This is a genomic window from Ottowia sp. VDI28, assembly GCF_049532675.1.
Lineage (GTDB): Bacteria > Pseudomonadota > Gammaproteobacteria > Burkholderiales > Burkholderiaceae_C > Ottowia.
Genome location: NZ_CP149820.1, coordinates 4,367,435 through 4,386,265, shown reverse-complemented (window position 1 = coordinate 4,386,265; position 18,831 = coordinate 4,367,435). Strand labels below are relative to the sequence as shown.

General features: G+C 63.1%; 17 protein-coding genes and 1 pseudogene. 10 read left to right on the top strand and 8 right to left on the bottom strand.

The genetic code is table 11. From position 1 onward, the window contains the following. Positions 1 to 2: 2 nt before the first annotated feature. From WJU18_RS20880 to WJU18_RS20865, 4 genes are read left to right on the top strand one after another with little or no spacing between them, the layout of a single operon-like run. Positions 3 to 980, top strand: coding sequence for an Ldh family oxidoreductase (locus WJU18_RS20880; protein WP_423455337.1), 978 nt, complete (start codon positions 3 to 5; stop codon positions 978 to 980). 55 nt (positions 981 to 1,035) lie between these two features. Then, the gene (locus WJU18_RS20875; RefSeq protein WP_423455335.1) at positions 1,036 to 1,545 is read left to right on the top strand and encodes an acyl-CoA thioesterase/BAAT N-terminal domain-containing protein; all 510 of its coding nucleotides are present in this window, start codon (positions 1,036 to 1,038) and stop codon (positions 1,543 to 1,545) included. After that, complete coding sequence (locus WJU18_RS20870; protein WP_423455333.1) at positions 1,545 to 2,363, top strand: acyl-CoA thioester hydrolase/BAAT C-terminal domain-containing protein; 819 nt, start codon at positions 1,545 to 1,547, stop codon at positions 2,361 to 2,363. The genes WJU18_RS20875 and WJU18_RS20870 overlap by 1 nt, the downstream gene beginning before the upstream one ends. Before the next feature lie 34 nt (positions 2,364 to 2,397). After that, the gene (locus tag WJU18_RS20865; protein ID WP_423455332.1) at positions 2,398 to 3,273 is read left to right on the top strand and encodes a DUF1684 domain-containing protein; all 876 of its coding nucleotides are present in this window, start codon (positions 2,398 to 2,400) and stop codon (positions 3,271 to 3,273) included. Here WJU18_RS20865 and WJU18_RS20860 read toward each other — a convergent pair. The 7 genes and pseudogenes from WJU18_RS20860 to WJU18_RS20830 all read right to left on the bottom strand — a co-directional run bounded on the left by WJU18_RS20860 (position 3,261) and on the right by WJU18_RS20830 (position 11,445). Further along, positions 3,261 to 3,998 (bottom strand): alpha/beta fold hydrolase, encoded by a 738-nt coding sequence (locus WJU18_RS20860; protein WP_423461062.1) that lies wholly within the window; start codon positions 3,996 to 3,998, stop codon positions 3,261 to 3,263. The two genes, WJU18_RS20865 and WJU18_RS20860, sit on opposite strands and share 13 nt — an antisense overlap. Next, on the bottom strand, positions 3,994 to 5,025 hold the full coding sequence (locus tag WJU18_RS20855; RefSeq protein WP_423455330.1) for a Bug family tripartite tricarboxylate transporter substrate binding protein: 1,032 nt from the start codon (positions 5,023 to 5,025) through the stop codon (positions 3,994 to 3,996). The genes WJU18_RS20860 and WJU18_RS20855 overlap by 5 nt, the downstream gene beginning before the upstream one ends. Positions 5,026 to 5,202: 177 nt before the next feature. Continuing rightward, complete coding sequence (locus WJU18_RS20850) at positions 5,203 to 7,599, bottom strand: LysR family transcriptional regulator (protein ID WP_423455328.1); 2,397 nt, start codon at positions 7,597 to 7,599, stop codon at positions 5,203 to 5,205. Positions 7,600 to 7,682: 83 nt separating this feature from the next. Beyond that, a complete protein-coding gene (locus WJU18_RS20845; protein WP_423455327.1) occupies positions 7,683 to 8,651 on the bottom strand; it encodes a Bug family tripartite tricarboxylate transporter substrate binding protein in 969 nt (322 codons plus the stop codon). A gap of 20 nt (positions 8,652 to 8,671) precedes the next feature. Next, positions 8,672 to 10,107: pseudogene (locus tag WJU18_RS20840) on the bottom strand (NAD-dependent succinate-semialdehyde dehydrogenase). Beyond that, positions 10,104 to 10,862, bottom strand: a complete 759-nt coding sequence (locus WJU18_RS20835; RefSeq protein WP_423455325.1) for an SDR family oxidoreductase — start codon at positions 10,860 to 10,862, stop codon at positions 10,104 to 10,106. The pseudogene WJU18_RS20840 and the gene WJU18_RS20835 overlap by 4 nt, the downstream one beginning before the upstream one ends. 7 nt (positions 10,863 to 10,869) lie before the next feature. After that, a complete protein-coding gene (locus tag WJU18_RS20830) occupies positions 10,870 to 11,445 on the bottom strand; it encodes a flavin reductase family protein (RefSeq protein ID WP_423455323.1) in 576 nt (191 codons plus the stop codon). Positions 11,446 to 11,570: 125 nt separating this feature from the next. Here WJU18_RS20830 and WJU18_RS20825 point away from each other — a divergent pair, with 125 nt between their 5' ends. Next, complete coding sequence (locus tag WJU18_RS20825; RefSeq protein WP_423455321.1) at positions 11,571 to 11,873, top strand: hypothetical protein; 303 nt, start codon at positions 11,571 to 11,573, stop codon at positions 11,871 to 11,873. On the opposite strand, the gene WJU18_RS20820 is transcribed toward WJU18_RS20825, so the two are convergent. Then, positions 11,813 to 12,856: a Rieske 2Fe-2S domain-containing protein gene (locus tag WJU18_RS20820; RefSeq protein ID WP_423455319.1), complete on the bottom strand. Its 1,044-nt coding sequence runs from the start codon at positions 12,854 to 12,856 to the stop codon at positions 11,813 to 11,815. The genes WJU18_RS20825 and WJU18_RS20820 overlap by 61 nt on opposite strands. Before the next feature lie 136 nt (positions 12,857 to 12,992). Here WJU18_RS20820 and WJU18_RS20815 point away from each other — a divergent pair, with 136 nt between their 5' ends. The 5 genes from WJU18_RS20815 to WJU18_RS20795 all read left to right on the top strand — a co-directional run bounded on the left by WJU18_RS20815 (position 12,993) and on the right by WJU18_RS20795 (position 18,830). After that, positions 12,993 to 13,907 carry a LysR substrate-binding domain-containing protein gene (locus tag WJU18_RS20815; protein WP_423455317.1) on the top strand — a complete coding sequence of 305 codons (915 nt, stop codon included), beginning with the start codon at positions 12,993 to 12,995 and terminating at the stop codon, positions 13,905 to 13,907. 178 nt (positions 13,908 to 14,085) lie between these two features. Beyond that, positions 14,086 to 14,553 (top strand): (2Fe-2S)-binding protein, encoded by a 468-nt coding sequence (locus WJU18_RS20810; protein ID WP_423455315.1) that lies wholly within the window; start codon positions 14,086 to 14,088, stop codon positions 14,551 to 14,553. An 11-nt stretch (positions 14,554 to 14,564) separates the two neighbouring features. Continuing rightward, positions 14,565 to 16,937, top strand: a complete 2,373-nt coding sequence (locus WJU18_RS20805; protein ID WP_423455314.1) for a xanthine dehydrogenase family protein molybdopterin-binding subunit — start codon at positions 14,565 to 14,567, stop codon at positions 16,935 to 16,937. Between the two features lie 32 nt (positions 16,938 to 16,969). Beyond that, complete coding sequence (locus tag WJU18_RS20800; protein ID WP_423455312.1) at positions 16,970 to 17,761, top strand: FAD binding domain-containing protein; 792 nt, start codon at positions 16,970 to 16,972, stop codon at positions 17,759 to 17,761. A 166-nt stretch (positions 17,762 to 17,927) separates the two neighbouring features. Beyond that, complete coding sequence (locus WJU18_RS20795; protein ID WP_423455311.1) at positions 17,928 to 18,830, top strand: AAA family ATPase; 903 nt, start codon at positions 17,928 to 17,930, stop codon at positions 18,828 to 18,830. Position 18,831: the final 1 nt, after the last annotated feature.

The following is an 18,831-nucleotide window of genomic DNA, read 5'->3' as shown; positions in this document are numbered from 1 at the left end:
CATTGACCGAAATCAAGACGCTTGATTTACTCAATTTGATCGAAGGGGCACTCGGGCACTTCCGGGCGCAGGGCCTTGGACATCGTCCTGAAAAGGCAGATGTCCAAAAGGCCGCATTCTGGTTCGTACAAGCGGAGCTTTTGAAGCTGCCCGCGTTTGGTATCCAGATGCTCCTGAGAGATCTGGAGCGCCTGGATGCCCTCGGGTCAGCGTCTCCATCGTCCGTATCGAACGGTGCGCCTGCGGCCTTGGCCATTGATGCCGCAGGCATCCCCGGGCACGTGGCATTGGCACTCACGGTGCGTTTGGCGGGGCAGGCTGTCAAATCGCAGGGTGCGGCCATTGTGGGTATTCGCCAAGTCGGGGCGCTTGGCGTGCTGGGCTGCGCGGCCCGCGCGCTGGCCGCCGAAGGCGCAGTGGCGATCATTTCCGCGAATTCTTCGGCATTCGTGGCGCCCCTCGGAGGTTCGGCTGCGGCCATCGGTACCAATCCACTGGCAGTGGCGGCCCCGCGCGTCAACGCTGCTCCTTTGGTGCTGGATTACTCCACCTCGCCCATGACCCTGGCCGCGCTGCGGCAAGCCAGGCAGAACGGCGGCTCATTGCCGGCCTCGGGCGCGGTGGATGCCGGCGGCCAACGCACGAGCGATCCAGCCCAGGCGGCGGCCCTGCTACCGGAAGGGCGCATCAGCTCGCTCACAGGGCTGGCTATCGAAATCATGACAGGGGTTGGCGTGGGCGGCAGAACGCCTGCCGGCACACCTGCGCCAGAGCGGTCTGCATTGGTGATCGCCTACTCGCCGGCTGCGATGGGCAACCAGGACGTGGGCCCACTGTGCGAGCAGTTGGCCAAAGACTGGGGAGGCGCTGGCGGCCATGTGCCCGGCCGGTTCGACGGGCTCCCCTTGGAGCGTGAGCAACTGCCCTCCACCATGAGAATCCAATCCGGGACGTTGGCCGCGCTGCGCGCGCGGCTTTAGCGCCCGTTTCAAACTTTTTAAGAGAGCTTGCTTTTCCGCGAAGCTCCATTCAGACATGACGACACTTCAGATTTCCGTGACGCCCCAGGTGGGACCGCTTTGGCAGCGCCGTCAGATCGATATCAGCGGCGCGGTGCCTGGCTCCGTGGTAACAGTGCGGGCGCACACTCAACGGAACGGCGACGAATGGACCGCGCAAGCCAGCTTCATGGCGGATGCCAGTGGCCGCATCGACCTCGGCACACAAGTCCCCGTTTCTGGTGACTACCGTTGCGCGGACGCCATGGGGCTGTTCTGGTCTCAATGCCTTGCGGATGGGCGCACGGGCAAGTCTGAGCCAGCCGATGTGCATACCCCGATCAAGACGGAACTCATCGCGCGGGCGGAGCCCGGCACCGGTTACCTTGACACCCCATCCACCACGGCGGGTGCGCAGGAGCATCGCGTCACTGTGGAGCAATGGCTGTTGGCGGCCGATACTCAGCGTACCGAGGTACGCAGCCATGGCCTGGTCGGTACCTTGTTCCGGCCGTCAGGGAAGGGCCTTTCCCGACCATCATCGTGATGAATGGCTCGGGTGGTGGCATCAATGAAACCCGGGCGGCGCAATATGCGTCGCGCGGCATTCAGGCGTTTGCACTGGGCTATTTTCGCGCGCCAGGGCTTTCCAACTATATTTCCCGGACGCCGCTCGAGTATTTTGAGCGGGCGCTGGACTACGTGGCGGCCGAGCTTTCTCCGCGAGGCGGCAAGCCTGTGGTCAGCGGACAATCCCGCGGCGGGGAATTGACACTGTTGCTGGCAAGCCGCTTTCCCGACAAGATCGCGGCGGCCGCCGCTTTTGTGCCCGGGGCATTCGTGTTTGGCGCCCAGGGCGCGGCGGATCCGGCTGAAGGCTGGAACGGCCCTACCTGGACATGGGAGGGCGAGCCGATGCCCCACTTCTGGGACCACAACACCGGGGTGACCTGGCAGCCCTGGGAGGGCGGCGAAGTGCCGCCCTCCCGCCACGCCGATATTTATATCGACGGCCTGCATGATCGCCCGCTGGCCACGCAAACGCGAATTCCCATCGAACGGTTCAAGGGCCCTGTGGCCTGCGTTTCGGGTATGGACGACCGGGCCTGGCCTTCCAGCATGGCGTCGCGCATGGTCTTCAGCACCCTGGAGCGTCACGGGCATACCGCTGAGCGGCTGCACCTGGATTACGAGAGCGCAGGGCACGGTATCGCGGTGCCATTTCTGCCTTGCACGCATATTCAGGTACTGCACCCGGTGTCGGGAGCGGCCTACTCGAATGGAGGCACGCCGCTGGGCATTGCGCGGGCCAGCGAAAATTCCTTCGAGGAAATCTGCGCCTTCATCGAACGATCAACCCAGTAACGCAACGAAGCAACACAACACAAGGAACACCATCATGCCCACAAAAGAACATCTGGAAGGTCAATGGCGCGAGTGGCATTACGAACATGTGGCCACCATGTTCCGCCCATATGGCTGGACTTCGCTGGTGGCGCAGTACTGGATCGAGCCTGGTGAGAGCGGTGTGGAATTCGAGTTGCTGCCTGGTACCTGGTCTGTAGAAGACGGCAAGGTGATGTTTACCCCGCCCGCATCAGGCCCGAACCTGTCGGTCAATGGTGAATATCCTGCGGGTCCGGTGGAGATCATCCCGGGCCGCAACCAGACCTACGGCCACGGCAAGAGCGTGCCGGTGTACTTCGGGGAGTGCGAGGTGGAGACCATCCCCCGCACCAAGCACGATGGCAGCAAGCTCTTCGGCGTTCGTGTGCGCGATCCACGCGTCACGACACGCGTGGAAGACGCCGGTGTCACGGCCTTCGAGTACAACCATGAGATGCGCATTCCCGGCGTATTCACGCCTACCGAGCGCATCGAATACGAAGCCGATACGGTGGAAACTGGCGTCCGTGAGACGACACCCCGTATCGGGACCTTCACCTTTGAATACAAGGGCAAGACCTACAACCTGCTGCTCATCGGCAAGGATACGCCTACAGGGGTGCAGCCGGTGGCGCACGTTCGCGACTTGACCAGCGGCCCATTGACCTATGGCGCAGGCCGTGTCGTCGAATTGCAGTTCGCCGACGACACCGGCACACGCATCGACTGGATCGACTTCAACTACGCCGTGGCCTTGCCGTGCGCTTTCACGAACTTCGTGACTTGCCCGATCGCTCCGCCCGAGAACGAGCTCGATTTCGAAGTGCTGGCGGGTGAGAAGCGCCCTGCGCAGACGCTGGTACGGACGACGACGTATCAGGCTGGATAAAGAGGCGCCAGCCAGGCCGCCAACGCCTGTGACACCGCAGCAGGCTGCTCCATCGTGCTCATATGTCCGCAATCGGCGATCACTTCGAGCTGCGAGCTGGGGATGAGCTGCTGCATCTGCTGATGCCGCGCCAGAGGGCTCCACGTGTCTTCGCGGCCGCAGATGAGCAGCGTGGGGACTTTAATTTGAGGCAGCAGGATCGTGGCATCCGGCCTATGGAGAAGGGCCTGGATTTGCACAGCGAACTGCTCCGGCGTGAAGCGTTCGACCATGCGGAGGATGTCCTCGAACACAGGCGAATCCCACCGCGAAGGGTGAACCATGCCGCGTGCCCACTGGCGGCCCATGGCTCGCATGCCCTGGCTGCGAGCGACCGCGAGCAGATCGGCCCGTTGCGCCGCTTCCGTTTCAGCCACTGCGCCGGGCGGGCGGGCCTGGTAGCCGGTATCAAGCAGGACCAGGCGCTGTAGTCTTTCGGGCGCCACGTGCGCAATCTCCAGCGCGCAGCGGCCTCCCATGCTGTGGCCTGCCACGCTGAAGGGGCGATCCGGAGGCAGTAGTTGCAGCGCCTGTCGTGTCATGGCTTCGATCGAATCGGCCATGCCATGGCGTGCCACGATGCAATCGGCGTGCGCCGAGAGGGTTTCAATTTGGGCTTGCCACGTGGCCTCGTCGCAAAGCAGCCCGGGAATCAGCAACAGCAGCGGCCGGTGTGCCGGTTCAATCAAGCTTGGCTCCCGACTTGACCACGATCTGTGCCCACGTGTCTTTCTCAGAGACCACGAAGCGCGCGAACTCCTCGGGTGTGCTGGCCACCACTTCAGCACCGGTTTGCCGGATCGAGGCTTGAATGTCGGGCATCTTCAAGGCCTGGGCTGCCGCGGCCTGAAGGCGCTGAACCGTGGCGGCAGGCGTACCTTTGGGCGCCCAAAGGCCGTACCAGTTGGTCAGCACATACCCGGGCAAGCCTGCCTCGATCATGGTGGGCAGATCGGGCACCAGAGCCATCCGTGCCTGAGACGTGACCGCGAGGGCGCGCAGCTTGCCTGAGCGGATGTGCTGCATCGAGGAAGAAGCGGGATCGAACATAAGCTGGATCTGCCCGCCAATCAGGTCGGTCAGCGCGGGTGCCGCGCCTCGGTACGGCACGTGCACCATGTCGACGCCGGTCAACTGCTTGAACAACTCTCCTGCCAGATGTGCTGCACCCGCATTGCCGGAGGAGCCGAAAGAAAGGCTTCCCGGATGAGCCTTGGCGTAGGCAATGAGGCCCTTCACGTCATGCACCGGCAACTGGGGGTTGATCACCAGCAGCATGGGCACGCGCGTGAGCTGAGTGATGGGCGCGAAATCCTTGATGACATCGAACCCCACTTGCTTGAAAAGTGCGGGGTAGGTGACATGCACAGAGGCGTTGACGAGCAGGGTCTCTCCATCAGGTTTGGCCTGGGCCACAGCTTGAGCGCCCAGCATGCCCCCGCCGCCCGGGCGGTTGTCCACGACAAAGGTGGCACTCAGGGCCTGACCCAGGCCATTGCCGGTCAATCGCGCGATCTGGTCAGCCGGGCCTCCGGCGGGATGGGGCACGATGATGCGGACCGGTCCTTTGGGCCAGGCGGCCTGTGCCCAGGCAGGGTTTGCGAGAGCGGGGAGCGCGCAGGCCATCGCGCTCGCGACGAAGCGCCGGCGGCTGGCGTCTGCGGCCGATGCGTGGGCCACGATATGCGCCGATACCTTCTTGCTGGGGTTCATGCTGTCTCCTGGAATCACCGGCAATGCCCGGTCTGTGTAGCGTACGCACCCATAAGCAGAGTTTGATGCTTCACGCACGGGAGCTATGCGATTTGCTTGTCACCACGAAGGATCTATTCGAAGCCCTCGTAAGGCGGGTATTCATGCCCACGCGGATTGGCCTTCGCAACAACCACGTCAAGAGCTCGTCGCGGTCAGCAAGGCGTCCTGGAAAGCGCACAACACCGGGGTCGGTATGAAACCTGCGCGAACCGTGAAACCGATGGCTCGCGGGACATGGTGTGCGGGCACGTCCAGTATGGCCAGCAAGCCTGCTTCGAGTTCACTTTTCCACTGGCTGGGTGGCATCAGGGCGAGGCGATCGCTTTGCTGGAGCATGGCGCAGACCAAGGTCGGGCTGTTGATATAGACGCCTTCCGGCACGGGCAAGGACTGCGCTGAAAAAATCTGTGCCAGCGCTTCGCTCGCCGGGGACCCCGGCATGGGGAGTACCCATTGCGCCATGCTCAGCCGGGATGGCGTCAAGCGGCGCTTGCCCAGGAGTGGGTGTCCGGTGCGTACCACGATTGACAGAAGATCGTGGAATAAAGTGACCTGACGGAGATCGTGCGGCACTTCAGGGCGAAGGGCTCCGACCACGATGTCGATCTCGGCCTGCCGCAACTTGCCGATCAATGACTCATAAGTGCCGTCGATGACCGACACCTGCAGGCCGGTCCAGCGCGATGTCACGCTTTGGATGGCGGTGGGCACCACCGCCCCCGTGGAGTAGGGCAGCGTGCCGATGGCCAGTCGCCCGCGTATGTTGCCGAGCAGTGCGGCGGCATCTTCGGCCATGGCTCGCATTTCCGCTAGCGCCAGTTCTGCCTGGCGGGCTACCCAGGCCCCCCGGCTGGTTGGTCTGAGGCCGCTGGCCAAGCGGTCAAAAAGAGGGCCGCCAGCCAGATGCTCAACTTGCGCGAGCACCTGCTGCACTGATGCTTGCGTCACACCGAGCCGTGCAGCGGCCTGGCGCTGGCTGTTGGCCTTGGCCAGAAGCACAATGGCTTCCAATTGGCGGACGCTGATCTGTGCCGCCAGCCTGCCATCCCGCAGGGGCACGCGCCAAGGGCCCGCATCGGCCCGGGCCAGATGGGCCAGGGTTTCCCGTCCGCGTTTCAGAAGCGATTCACCAGCGGCAGTGGGGTGCATTCCCCGGTGGCTGCGATCGAACAGGGAAACGCCCAGTTCTTTCTCAAGTTGGGAGATGGCCCGGGCATTGGCTGATTGCGAGACATGCATCGCCCTTGCCGCGGCACCCGTACCGCCATGCGTGATCACTGCCATCGCTGCGCGAAGGCCTCGCAGCGACACGGGGCCGGTGGACCCTGCCTCTCCATTCTCAGCTTCGGCCGCAGGTTTTTCTGGCGCTGAATTCAAGTTTTCGCGGCGTTGATGCTTTGCAGCCAAGTTGCTTCTACCTGGGGGCTGCTTTGGCACCCCGAGGTTGAGCCGCCGGTATACCGTCGCCCGGCTGAGGCCGAGCGCGCGCGCGGCTTCGGCTACGTTGCCGCCGCTTTGGCGCACAGCCTGGTGGATCATCTCGGTTTCAAGGGCCTTGAGGGCGCGCGGTGCGGCCCGGGGCGCGGGCTGGCTGCTCGCGCTCTGAGGGGCGTGCGCGCGCAGATGCAGGCGCAGGCCCGACCACAAGGGGGTATCCAGCGGCGTGGCACGGCCTGCCTGGTCGAACAGCGTTGGCCAGGGCAGGGCAAACAACTCGCTGGCGTGAAGTGGGGTGCGGGCCAGTGTTTGAAGCGCCGGCAGCATCTGGCGCGCGGATGTGTTGCTGCTGACGATCATGCCGTCGGCATCAAGGCAGATCAGGCCGTCGCCTTCGCCCCCGAAGGCCTCGTCCGGCCAGTTCAAGCGCAATGCCAGCCGGTGCGGCACGGCGAGCGCCAGGGTGTTTTCGATCAACCGGGCCGAGTGGGCGACCCGGTGCTTGAGTTCCGGGCGTTCGGCCACCTCGATGCCGGTCAGGTCGAGCATTCCCACGCACAGTCCCTGGGGGCCAAAGATGGGCGCGCCAGCACATGAATACACACTGGTGTCCACGAAGAAATGCTCACCCCGGTGCAACCATACCGGCTGCAACTCGCCCAGGGCCGAGCCGATGGCGCTGGTGCCGATGCTGCGTTCGGAGAGATCCACACCGACGCGTGCAATGGCGTCGGCCCGCTGATCGGCACGGTCGATGGCGCCCGCGGTATCAATGACCGTGCCGGCGGCGTCCGTCAGGATCGCGAAGTAGTGGATCGGCGCCACGGCGCTGGCCAGACGCTCGAGTTCGGGGCGGGCGGCGGTGAGCAGGGTCCGGTGCTCGTCTTCAGCATGCCTTGGCGCATTGGCTGGCACCAGATCGAAGCCAACGCGCTGCTCGGGCCGGTGCCCCATGGCCAGGCATCGGCGCCAGGATTCCGCGATCCAGGCGCGATCGAACCAGCCGTCCACGAGCGCATCCGTTGCCGAGCGGGTTTCATCCAGCAGGGCGCTGCGGGCTTGGGCGATGTGTTGCTGACGGAGCGAATCGGTCATGGCGGTCAAGGCCAAAATGTACTCCAACAGGAGCCTGCCGGACTTGGCGCGCCGAAAGCGGAAAAGGGGCTCCGCCCCTGTCTTCAATCTGCTCTGAAGCCAGATTTCTTGACGGTGGGGCCCCAACGCAGGGCATCGTCATGCATGGTTTTCTGGAGGCCTGCAGGTGTACCGCCTGCCGCCTCCAACCCCAGGGAAGCGAAGCGTTCCCGGACTTCAGGGGCCGCCAGAGCCTTGTTCAAAGCCTTGTTGATTTCATCGATAGTCGCCTGTGAGGTTTTTGCGGGGGCATACATGGCGAACCAGCCTTGACCGACCGCCTCTGGAAAGCCTTGCTCCTTGAAGGTCGGAATGTCGGGCATGATTTTGCTTCTCTCCGCGCCGGAGGTGGCCAAGACCCTGACCTTGCCTGCCTTGGCGTTCTGCTGCCATTCCATGACCACGTCAATGCCTGCCGGGACATGTCCGCCCAGCACAGCTGATTGCAAGGCGCTTCCGCCATTGAAAGGCACATGGACCATGTCGACGTTCAGCGCCGAGCCGATCATGACGCCGAAGAAGTGAGGCAGGCTGCCGGCCGCGGGTGATCCGAAGTTGGCTTCCTGCGGATGGACCTTGAGCCAGGCGGCGTAGTCCTTGAGATTCTTGACGGGTGAGTTGGCGGGGACCGCGAGCGCAAAGGAAAAATCGCAGATCTTGCCCACGGGCGCGAAGTCGGTTTCGGGGTTGTAGCCCAGTTTGCTGAAAACCATGGGCGCCAGAACCGGGACCACAATGGGGGTGACCATGACCGTATTGCCATCGGGCGGGGCCGCCTTCAGAAGATCGGCCGCGAGCCGCCCTCCGGCACCAGGCCGGTTGTCCACGATCACCGGCCTTTTGAGCTCGTCTTTCATCTTTTCAGAGATGATGCGTGTGACGACGTCGATCGAAACCCCTGCGGGAAAACCGACAAGAAGGCGCAAGGGTTTGTCGTTCTGCGCCGACGCGGAGGCACTGGCCAGAATGGATGAAGCCAGGGCCAGAGAGGTGAGAAGAGCTCTGCGTTTCATGGTGCGGTCTCCGTGATGCTTCAGGCGCAATAGTGAGTGAACTTGGTGTCGAGAAAGGCTTCCATGCCTTCGATGCCGGATTCGCTGCCGTAGCCGCTGTCCTTGACACCGCCGAAAGGGGCCTCAGGAACAGAAACGCCCATGCCGTTGATGGCCAGGCTGCCAACTTCCAACTGCTCCGACACCTGGTGGATAGCGCGGGCCGAATCGGTGAATACATATCCAGCCAATCCGTACGGCGATTGGTTGGCCAGGTGCAGCGCATGGTCGAGGCTGTCGAACGATGTCACGGTAGCCACGGGTCCGAAAGGCTCTTCTTGAATGATGGGCGAATCGGGTTGAACGTTGGTCAGCACAGAGACTGGTGCGAAGAATCCGGTTTCGGGGCATGAACCCTGGTGGGCCTTCGCTCCGGCCTGCACGGATCGCTGGATCAAATCTCGAACGGCTGAGACGCGGCGCGCATTGGCAAGTGGCCCCATCTGGGTAGAGCTTTGCATGCCATTGCCTAGTACCAACTGCTGGCTTGCCGCCGTGAATGCGTCCAGGAAATCGTTCTCGATTTCGCGGGCCACGTAAAAACGGGTGGGGGCGAGACACGCCTGGCCGGCATTGCGGAACTTGTGCGCCACCATCATGGCTACGGTTTTGCCGATGTCGGCGTCGGCGCAGACGATCACCGGGGCATGGCCGCCCAGCTCCAGCGTGATGCGCTTGAGGTATTTTGCTGATACCTGGGCCAGATGACGTCCCACGGGCACGGATCCCGTGAAGCTGACCTTGCGGATAACGGATGAAGAGATCAGTTGCTCGGAAACCTCCGCGGGTACGCCAAAGAGCAGTTGCAGGGTGCCTTCTGGTAATAGCCCGTGAAAGCAATCGACCATGGCTGCCACGCTTGCCGGCGTTTCTTCCGCCGCCTTGAGGATGATCGAGCAGCCTGCCGCCAGGGCGCCACCGATCTTGCGGGCCGACAGTACCAGGGAAAATTCCATGGTGAAAATGCGGCCACGGGGCCCACCGGCTGCTTGCGCACCTGCATGAGGCTGCCGGGAAGGCGCGATGGAATGATGCGCCCATAGGTCCGGCGCGCTTCTTCCGCATACCACTTGATCAAGTCCGCCGCCATGGCGCACTCGGCACGGGCCTCAGCAAGCGGTTTGCCCTGCTCCAGCGTCAGCAGCGTGGCGATGTGATCGAGATTTTCCCGCATCCTTGCGACACCTTTTTCCAGGCGCGCGCAGCGTTCAAAGGCGGGAACCTGCCGCCACGCGTCAAAGCCGCGCTGAGCTGCCTGCAGCGCCTCGTCAATGTCCTTTTCATCGGCCAGTTGCAGATGATCCAGGGTTTCGGCCGTGGCGGGATTGACGACCGGTACTGCTGTGCGGTGCTTGCCCGCGCGCCATTGTCCGTTGACGAGCAGTGCGGGCGCGCGATAGGCGATCGTAGCGCTCATATGTTTCTGCCCCCGTCCACATCCAGGCAGACGCCAGTGAGGTAGGAAGCCTCATCGCTGGCGAGGAAGGTGACGGCGGAGGCGACGTCCGCGGGGCGGGTGAAACGCCCGAGAGGAATGCGCATCAGAAAGCGTGCCCGGTTTTCCGGGGTGTCTTCCATGCCCATGAAATCGCCGAGCATGGCCGTCTCACCGATCATCGGGTTGACTGCATTGATCCGCACACCGGACTTGGCGAACTCGAGCGCCAAGCCCTTGGTGATGTTGATCATGGCAGCCTTGCTTCCGCTGTACCACGAGAGGCCTGGTCCAGGGCGGATTCCGGTGGTGGACGCCACGTTCACGATGCAGCCGCTGCCTTGGCGGACCATGTCAGGCAACACGGCATGGGCGGCCCAGAACAGGCTTTTGACATTGACCCGGTAGACGCGGTCGAATTCGTCTTCAGTGACCTGCAAGGCGGGCTTGTTGCGATGGGTGGTGCCGGCGTTGTTGACCAGGATGTCCAGGCCGCCAAACGCCTGGCGGGTAGCGGCGACCACGCCCTCGAAGGAGGCTCGGTCCGAGACATCGGCCGCGATGCTGGCGGCCTCGCCGCCGGAGGCGGTGATTTTCTCCGCAATGTCCCGTGCGCCTGCCGCGTTGAGGTCTGCCACCATCACGCGCGCGCCGGCCTCGGCCATGCGCTGTGCAATGGCCGCGCCAAATCCCGAGGCGCCGCCCGTCACGATGGCGGTTTTCTGATTCAAGTTCATAAGTTTCTCAAAGATCAATGACCAATTTGCGGCCGCTGCAACGCGAGACGCAAGGGATGAAACGCAGCCCGCTGGCTTTTTCCCGGCTGTCCAGGACGTTGTCCCGGTGGTCGGGCACGCCGTCGATCACGCTGACTTCGCAGGTGCCGCACAGGCCTTCCCTGCAGGAAAAGGGGTGCTCAACGCCCATGCGTTCCAAGGCATCCAGAGGGCTTTCAGCGGCGCTGACTTCAATGGACTGCCCGCTCCTGGCCAGCACCAGTTCGAAAGCCGTGTTGGCGGAAGCGTCCTTTTGCTCTGCCTTGAAGCGCTCCATGCGAACTGAACCTTCGGACCAGCTCGTCGTAAGAGCTTCGATGGCATCAAGCATGCCGGCCGGTCCGCAGGCATATACGGCGTCCCAGGGCGATCCTGCCAGCAAGGTGGCAAGCGGAAGCGGGCCACTCTGGGCCAGGTCGAAATGGAACTGAACCCGCGCGGGATCCAGCGCGGACAGCTCTTCCAGAAATGCAAGGCGGCTGGAGGAGCGGGCGCAGGCCGCCAAGGTCCAATCCAGGCCGGATTTCCGGGCCGACTGCACCATGGCGTAGATGGGGGTGATGCCGATGCCCGCCCCAATGAAAAGGACCTTGCCATGCGCCTCTGCGTCCAGCGCGAACAGGTTGCGCGGCTCACTGATCGCGAGGGGGTGCCCACGCGCAGCTTGTCATGAATCCAGGCCGATCCGCCGCGGCTCTGGGCATCGCGCGCCACGGCGATCTGATAGCGGGCTTGCGTGCCTTGGCCTTCGGCGTTGGTGAGCGAGTACTGGCGGATCTGGCCGTTGGGGAGGTGCACATCGATGTGAGCGCCAGGCGATGCGCCCCGAAGGGCATGCCCGCCGGCAGCTTGCAGCTCAAGCAGCAGGACATCCCTGGCGATTGCCTGGATCCTGGAGACGACGGCCTGAATCATGCGCCGGCCTGCACCGATTCGGCCTTGAGCATGCGGTCGATGAGCCAGCGGGCCTGATTCAATCCGCTGTCCGCGGCAATCGGGATCATGGGGCGCCCGGGCACCAGGTCCATGACTTTTTGCTGCGCTTCGATCATGGTGCGGTCTTCCTCGAAAGCTTCAACGACCGCCTGGTAGATCGATTCAGTGATCTGCTCATTGTCGAGCTCGAAATTGCGGGCCTGGCAGAACCAGTAGTGGCTGGTGTTCTCTGTCTCCGGCGTCTGGATGGAGGTATGCCGGAACTGCAGGGCCTCGGGCGCGCGGCGGCCTTCGGGGGCTCCGGTACCCGCAGGCGCCGACCCCGCATCCATGCGTAGCAGGGCGGGCGGGGACCACTGGTAGATCTGCCAGCGATCAACCTTGCCTTCGAACCTGGCCACTCTCCTGTGCAGATTCGGCATCTCGTCGTTGAGATACCAGCGGGTGATGGTGAGCAGGCCGTCACCGTCAGTGTTGCGATCGATCACCGGTTTCAAGTCGGCTGCGCTTTCGGTGCCCAGGGTGGTGGGATGAACCCAAGCCAGGTGGGTGAAATCCAGCAGGTTGTCGACGATCAGCTTGTAGTTGGCCTTGTAGTGGATATAGCCGGGCTTCATCCGCCAGTGCGGCGAGTCGTGCCAGTGGTAGTCCACGATGCTGTCGGGCTGGGCCTTCGCGGGGTCTCCCATCCAGATCCAGACCAGCCGGTTGCGCTCCACCACGGGATAGCTCCTGACGCAGGTTTTCGGGGGGATCCTGTCCTGGCCGGGAATCTCGACGCAGGCGCCCGTCGGGTCGAATTTCAGGCCGTGGTACATGCAGCGAATGCAATCACCCTCCTTGCGTCCCAGGTGCAGGGGAGCCGATCTGTGGCAGCAGCGGTCCTCCAGGGCCACCGCCTTGCCTTGGGAGTCCCTGTACAGCAGCACGGGCTCATTGAGGAGGGTTCGGGCCAACATGCCTTCTTCGGGGACTTCGATATCCCATGCGGCGACATACCAACAATTCCGAATGAACAAAGCGGTCTCCTTGATGTGCATGACCCCGGTGGGAAGGGGCCATCTCTTGACTTGCAGCAATCGTAGAAACCAGCTTCAATAATGAAAATTCAAAAATTCATTCAGTTGATCAGAAAAATCTATATAGGTATACGCAGTGAGACTTCCAACCATGCAGGCGCTGGTGTTCGTGGAGGAGTTGGGCAGCATCCGCGCCGCTGCCCAGAAGATGAACCTGACGCAACCGGCGCTGACAGCAGCCATCCAGCAGCTGGAGGCTGAACTCAAGGCCCCTCTGCTGGTGCGCAGCCGGCAGGGCGTGACGTTCACCAGTTTCGGGCAGGCTTTTCTGAAGCACGCGAAATTGATGGTGGCCCAAAGCCGCAGGGCTCAGGACGAAATTGCTCAGCTCAGGGGGCATTGGGAGGGCACTGTCAAGATGGCCATCTCGCCTGCGATCGGCTTGGGCTTGCTGCCTCAGGCGCTGCGCCAGTTCACGCAGCAGTACCCGAATGTCAAGGTACATTGCCGCGACGGCCTGTACCCGAGCATTGCGCCAGCCGTTCGGGACGGTACCCTGGATTTCGCGCTCACTCCCGTGCACCGGGTGGATCTGGAAAGTGATCTGGTCGCCGAGCCGCTGTATTCCAGCCAGGTGGTCATCGTCTCGAGGGTATCTCATCCGCTTTCGCGCGCGACGCGCCTGCGCCAACTCCAGGACTGCGAATGGGTGCTCTCCAGCACCTCCCGCGGGCCTGGCGCCGTGATCGAGGAAGCCTTTCAGAAGGCCGGCCTGGGCCCTCCCAGGGTCAAGATGCTTTGCGAGTCATTTCTGGCGTTACCTGCGGTGGTGGCGGCATCGGATGACTGGATGACCACCATGCCCCAGGTTCTCTTCGAGAACTGCGCCTTCAAGGAGCAGTTGTGCGCCCTTCCGATCCAGGACGCGCTGCCGAGCCCCCTGATCTGCATGGTCAGGCGCCATGATCTGCCGCTGACTCCCGCGGCCATGCAGATCGTCGGGTGGATCCAGCATTTCGCGCTCAAGCGGATGGAAGCAAAGGCGGGATGAGGCTGGTTTCGCCCAGGGAATCCCGGAGCGGTACCCTGCGGTGCAAACTTGTTTCATTTTGAGAATTTCACGGGATTTATCTTCTCAAACTAGGGTTTATGCCTAGGGCCGTCACGCGCTGGTATTCAAAGAATGAGAGGCTCGCCATATCAAGAGCCCCACGAAGGAGACAGATTCCATGCAGATCCAACTGAAGGTCAATGGTCAGGCCGTCTCGGCCGATGTTCCCCCCAATACGCTGCTTGTGCAATTGCTGCGAGAGCACTTGCAATTGACAGGCACTCACGTTGGTTGCGACACCGCCCAGTGCGGCGCCTGCACCGTCATCGCCAACGGGCGGTCCCTCAAATCCTGCAATGTGCTGGCTGCCCAGATGCAAGGCGCGGAAGTCACCACCATCGAAGGCGTGGCCTCTGCCGACGGCACCATGCACCCGATGCAGGCTGCGTTCAAGGAGTGCCATGGCCTGCAATGCGGTTTTTGCACGCCGGGCATGGTGATGAGCAGCATCGATCTGCTCAAGCACCATCCGAAAGCCAGCGAAGCTGAAATCCGCGAACTGCTGGAAGGCAACCTGTGCCGCTGCACGGGCTATCAGAACATCGTCAAGGCCGTGCAGCAGGCGCAAGCCTCGATGCAAGCCTGAAGGAGAACGAGATGGGTGCCAATGACTTTGCCAAGCTGCCGCACATCGGCGAATCCCTGAAGCGCAAGGAAGACGAGCGCTTTCTCACTGGTGTCGGCCAGTACACCGACGATATCCACCAGGCCAAGCAGCGCTATGCGGTGTTCGTGCGTTCCCCGCACGCCCATGCCGTCGTCAAGAGCGTGGACACCAGTGCTGCCGAGGCCATGCCCGGCGTGGCGAAAATATTCACCGGCAAGGATATCGAGGGCAAGATGAATGGCCTGCCTTGCGGCTGGCTGATCAGCAACCCTGACGGTTCTCCCATGAAGGAGCCGCCGCACCCCATCCTGGCGCAGGGCAAGGTACGCTACGTGGGCGACCAGGTCGCCATGGTGGTGGCCGACACGCTGGAGCAGGCCAAGAACGCCGCCGAAGCGGTAATGGTGGACTACGATGTGCTCGGCCCCGTGATCGACATGCGCAAGGCCACCCAAAGCCCGGCGCTGCATGAGGTAGCGCCTGACAACCACTGCTACAAATGGACATTGGGTGACAAGGCGGCGGTGGATGCGGCCTTCGCCGGCGCGGCCCATGTGACCAAGCTTGATCTGGTGAACAACCGGCTGATTCCCAACGCCATGGAGCCGAGGGCAGCCAACGCCACCTACAACCGGGCGGCGGATGAATACCAGCTCTATGTGGCCAACCAGAACCCGCACGTGGAGCGCCTGCTGATGACGGCCTTCGTGCTGGGCCTGCCCGAGCATAAGGTGCGGGTGATCGCGCCGGACGTGGGCGGCGGCTTTGGCTCCAAGATTTTCCTGTATGCCGAAGACGTCGCCTTGACCTGGGCGGCCAAGCAGCTTAACTGCGCCATCAAGTGGACCGCCGAGCGCAGTGAATCATTCGTCTCTGACGCGCACGGCCGGGATCACATCAGCCATGCCGAGATGGCGATGGACAAGGATGGCAAGTTTCTCGCCATGCGCGTGCACACGCACGCCAACCTGGGTGCGTACCTGTCTACTTTCGCCAGCTGCGTGCCGACCATTCTCTATGGCACGCTGCTGGCAGGGCAGTACAGCACCCCGCAGATCTATGTGGAAGTGGATGGATGGTTCACCAGCACGGCGCCGGTGGATGCCTACCGCGGTGCCGGCCGGCCGGAGGCCACTTATCTCGTGGAGCGCCTGGTCACACGTTGCGCATGGGATCTGGGGCTCAGCCAGGATGAGATTCGCAAGCGCAATTTCATTACCGAGTTTCCCTACCAGACGCCCGTGGCGCTGCAATATGACATCGGCGACTACAACGCCTGCATGAACCAGGCGCAGCAATTGGCTGATGTCGCCGGGTACGCGGCGCGCAAGCAGGCCACCGAGGCCAAAGGCCTGAAGCGCGGCATCGGCTACAGCAGCTACATCGAGGCCTGTGGCCTGGCGCCTTCCAACGTCGCAGGTGCCTTGGGCGCGCGGGCCGGCCTTTTCGAAGCTGGCGAAGTGCGCGTGCACCCCACGGGCAGCGTGACAGTGTTCACGGGCTCGCACAGCCATGGCCAGGGCCACGAAACCACTTTCTCGCAAGTGGTGGCGGCCCGGCTGGGCATCGATCCGAGCCAGGTCGATGTGGTGCACGGGGATACCGGCCGCATTCCCTTCGGCATGGGCACCTACGGCAGCCGGTCGCTGAGCGTGGGCGGCACGGCCATCATGAAGGCGCTCGACAAGATCGAGGAAAAAGCCAAGAAGATCGCCGCGCACCTGATGGAGGCGAGCGACGCCGACATCGAGTTCTCTGGCGGTGAATTCAAGGTCAAGGGCACGGACAAGAAAATCCCGTTCGCCCAGGTGGCCCTCACGGCCTATGTGCCGCACAACTATCCGTTGGACAAGCTGGAGCCGGGCCTGAATGAAACGGCTTTCTATGACCCCACCAATTTCACCTACCCGGCCGGTACCTACATCTGCGAGGTCGAAGTGGATCCGGCCACGGGAGTGGTTCGGGTCGACCGGTTCAGCGCCGTCGATGATTTCGGGGTCATCATCAACCCCATGATCGTCGAAGGCCAGGTGCACGGCGGGCTGGTGCAAGGCATGGGCCAGGCGCTCATGGAAAACGGGGTATATGACCCCGAGAGTGGCCAGTTGCTCACCGGCAGCTACATGGACTACACCATGCCGCGCGCGGCTGATTTCCCGCAGTTCAAGCTCGGCCACGTCTGCACGCCGTGCACGCACAATCCGCTGGGCAGCAAGGGCTGCGGCGAAGCGGGCGCCATCGGCTCGCCCCCCGCAGTGATCAACGCCGTGCTCGACGCGCTCCAGGATCTGGGCGTGAAAGACCTCGACATGCCCGCCACGCCGCACCGCGTGTGGGAGGCTATTCAGAACGCCAAGGCTTGAGATCGTAAACAAGCTCTGAGGAGACAGTCACTATGTACACATTCACTTTCGAGCGCCCCACGGCGCAGGCCGATGCACTGAAGCTGGTGCAGGCGGGCGGCAAGGCGCTGGCGGGCGGCCAGACACTGCTGGCTTCCATGAAGCTGCGCCTGGCAGCCCCAGAGCAGCTGGTTGATCTGGGCGGTGTCAAGGAGTTGGCAGGCGTCCGCAAAGAGGGGAACCACATCGTCATTGGCGCCATGACGCGCCATGCCGATGTCGCCGCCAACGCCGATGTGAAAGCAACCATTCCCGTGCTCGCCGCGCTGGCTGATGGCATTGGCGACAAGCAGGTTCGCGCCATGGGCACCATGGGCGGTTCAGTGGCCAACAACGACCCTTCAGCCGACTACCCTGCCGCCGTGTTGGGCCTGGGCGCTACCGTGCACACCACGCAGCGCCAGATTCCGGCGGATGACTTTTTCCAGGGCATGTTCGCTACTGCGCTGGAAGAAACCGAATTGATCACCGCCATCAGCTTTCCCGCGCCCAAGCGAGCGGCCTACATGAAGTTCAGGCAGCCCGCGTCTCTGTTCGCGCTCATCGGCGTATTCGTGGCGCAAACGGATGCGGGCGTGCGCGTGGCCGTCACAGGCGGCGGCAACGGTGTGTTCCGCCATCAGGGTCTTGAAGAGGCCCTTGGCCGGAGCTTTACGCCCGAGGCGGCAGCGGCGGTTAAGATCGATTCCAGCGAGCTGTCGAGCGACCTGCATGGCAGCGCGGCCTACCGTGCCAATCTCATCAGTGTGATGGCGCAGAGGGCGGTTGCCAAGGCGCTGGCTTAGATTCCCTCTCCCGCTTGCGGGAGAGGGGTAGGGTGAGGGCCTCCCCCTCACCATCAGGGCGAGCGCGGAGTGGAGGCAAGCAGCGTCACCATAGGCACGCTGTCTACCCTCACCCCAGCCCTCTCCCGTACACGGGAGAGGGAGTGAATACCTTGTGAATCAACCCATGAGTCCTACTTCCGCCCCTTTTGCCAGCATTGACACCCTTGCCCAAGCCCTCGAAGCGGCCGGCTATTTCGCCGATCGCCGCTTGGCGACGGCGGCTTTCCTGGCACTCAAGCTTCAGCGCCCGCTGCTGCTGGAAGGCGAGCCTGGTGTGGGCAAGACCGAACTGGCCAAGGCCCTGGCGACCGTGTTGCAGCGCGAATTGCTGCGGCTCCAGTGCTATGACGGCCTGGAGCAGCGGGAAGCCTTGTACGAATGGAATTACGCCGCGCAGTTGCTGCACCTGCGTGCGGCCGAAACGCGCGGTACATCGGAGGACATCGAGCGTGAGGTCTACCAGCCGCACTACCTGATCAGGCGGCCGTTGCTCCAGGCCCTGCAGGCGCCGGCGCCTGGTGCTGTGCTGCTGATCGACGAGGTGGACCGTGCCGATGAGCCCTTCGAAGCCTTCCTGCTCGAATACCTTGGCGAATACCAGGTCAGCATTCCTGAGTTGGGGACCGTGCGCGCCGCCTATACGCCGGTGACGATCCTCACCAGCAACCGCACGCGCGAATTGAACGATGCGGTCAAGCGCAGGTGCCTCTACCATTGGCTGGAGTATCCCGAGCGCGAGCGCGAGCTGGCCATCGTGCGCGCCCGTGTGCCTGAGGCGGGCGAAGCGCTTTCCGCCCAGGTCGCCGATTTCGTTCACCGCCTGCGCACCATGCCGCAAGCATTCCAGCGCATGCCGGGTATCGCGGAAAGCGTGGAATGGGCGAGGGCGCTGGTCGCCTTGGACGCGCTCATGCTGGACCCTGAAGTGGTGCAGGATACGGCCGGTATCCTTTTCAAACAGCGCGAAGACGTGGCGGCGCTGTCCGGTGATCTGGTGGTTCAGGCGCTGGCTCCTGCGGAGTCTTGAA

Excerpts from the sequence above, each read along its gene's own strand:
- WJU18_RS20800 (WP_423455312.1), top strand. The coding sequence starts at position 16,970 with ATGTACACATTCACTTTCGAGCGCCCCACGGCGCAGGCCGATGCACTG.
- WJU18_RS20810 (WP_423455315.1), top strand. The coding sequence starts at position 14,086 with ATGCAGATCCAACTGAAGGTCAATGGTCAGGCCGTCTCGGCCGATGTT.
- WJU18_RS20835 (WP_423455325.1), bottom strand. The coding sequence starts at position 10,862 with ATGAACTTGAATCAGAAAACCGCCATCGTGACGGGCGGCGCCTCGGGA.
- WJU18_RS20795 (WP_423455311.1), top strand. The coding sequence starts at position 17,928 with ATGAGTCCTACTTCCGCCCCTTTTGCCAGCATTGACACCCTTGCCCAA.
- WJU18_RS20850 (WP_423455328.1), bottom strand. The coding sequence starts at position 7,599 with ATGACCGATTCGCTCCGTCAGCAACACATCGCCCAAGCCCGCAGCGCC.
- WJU18_RS20830 (WP_423455323.1), bottom strand. The coding sequence starts at position 11,445 with ATGGTGCAGTCGGCCCGGAAATCCGGCCTGGATTGGACCTTGGCGGCC.
- WJU18_RS20875 (WP_423455335.1), top strand. The coding sequence starts at position 1,036 with ATGACGACACTTCAGATTTCCGTGACGCCCCAGGTGGGACCGCTTTGG.
- WJU18_RS20845 (WP_423455327.1), bottom strand. The coding sequence starts at position 8,651 with ATGAAACGCAGAGCTCTTCTCACCTCTCTGGCCCTGGCTTCATCCATT.
- WJU18_RS20825 (WP_423455321.1), top strand. The coding sequence starts at position 11,571 with ATGAATCCAGGCCGATCCGCCGCGGCTCTGGGCATCGCGCGCCACGGC.
- WJU18_RS20870 (WP_423455333.1), top strand. The coding sequence starts at position 1,545 with ATGAATGGCTCGGGTGGTGGCATCAATGAAACCCGGGCGGCGCAATAT.
- WJU18_RS20855 (WP_423455330.1), bottom strand. The coding sequence starts at position 5,025 with ATGAACCCCAGCAAGAAGGTATCGGCGCATATCGTGGCCCACGCATCG.
- WJU18_RS20865 (WP_423455332.1), top strand. The coding sequence starts at position 2,398 with ATGCCCACAAAAGAACATCTGGAAGGTCAATGGCGCGAGTGGCATTAC.
- WJU18_RS20805 (WP_423455314.1), top strand. The coding sequence starts at position 14,565 with ATGGGTGCCAATGACTTTGCCAAGCTGCCGCACATCGGCGAATCCCTG.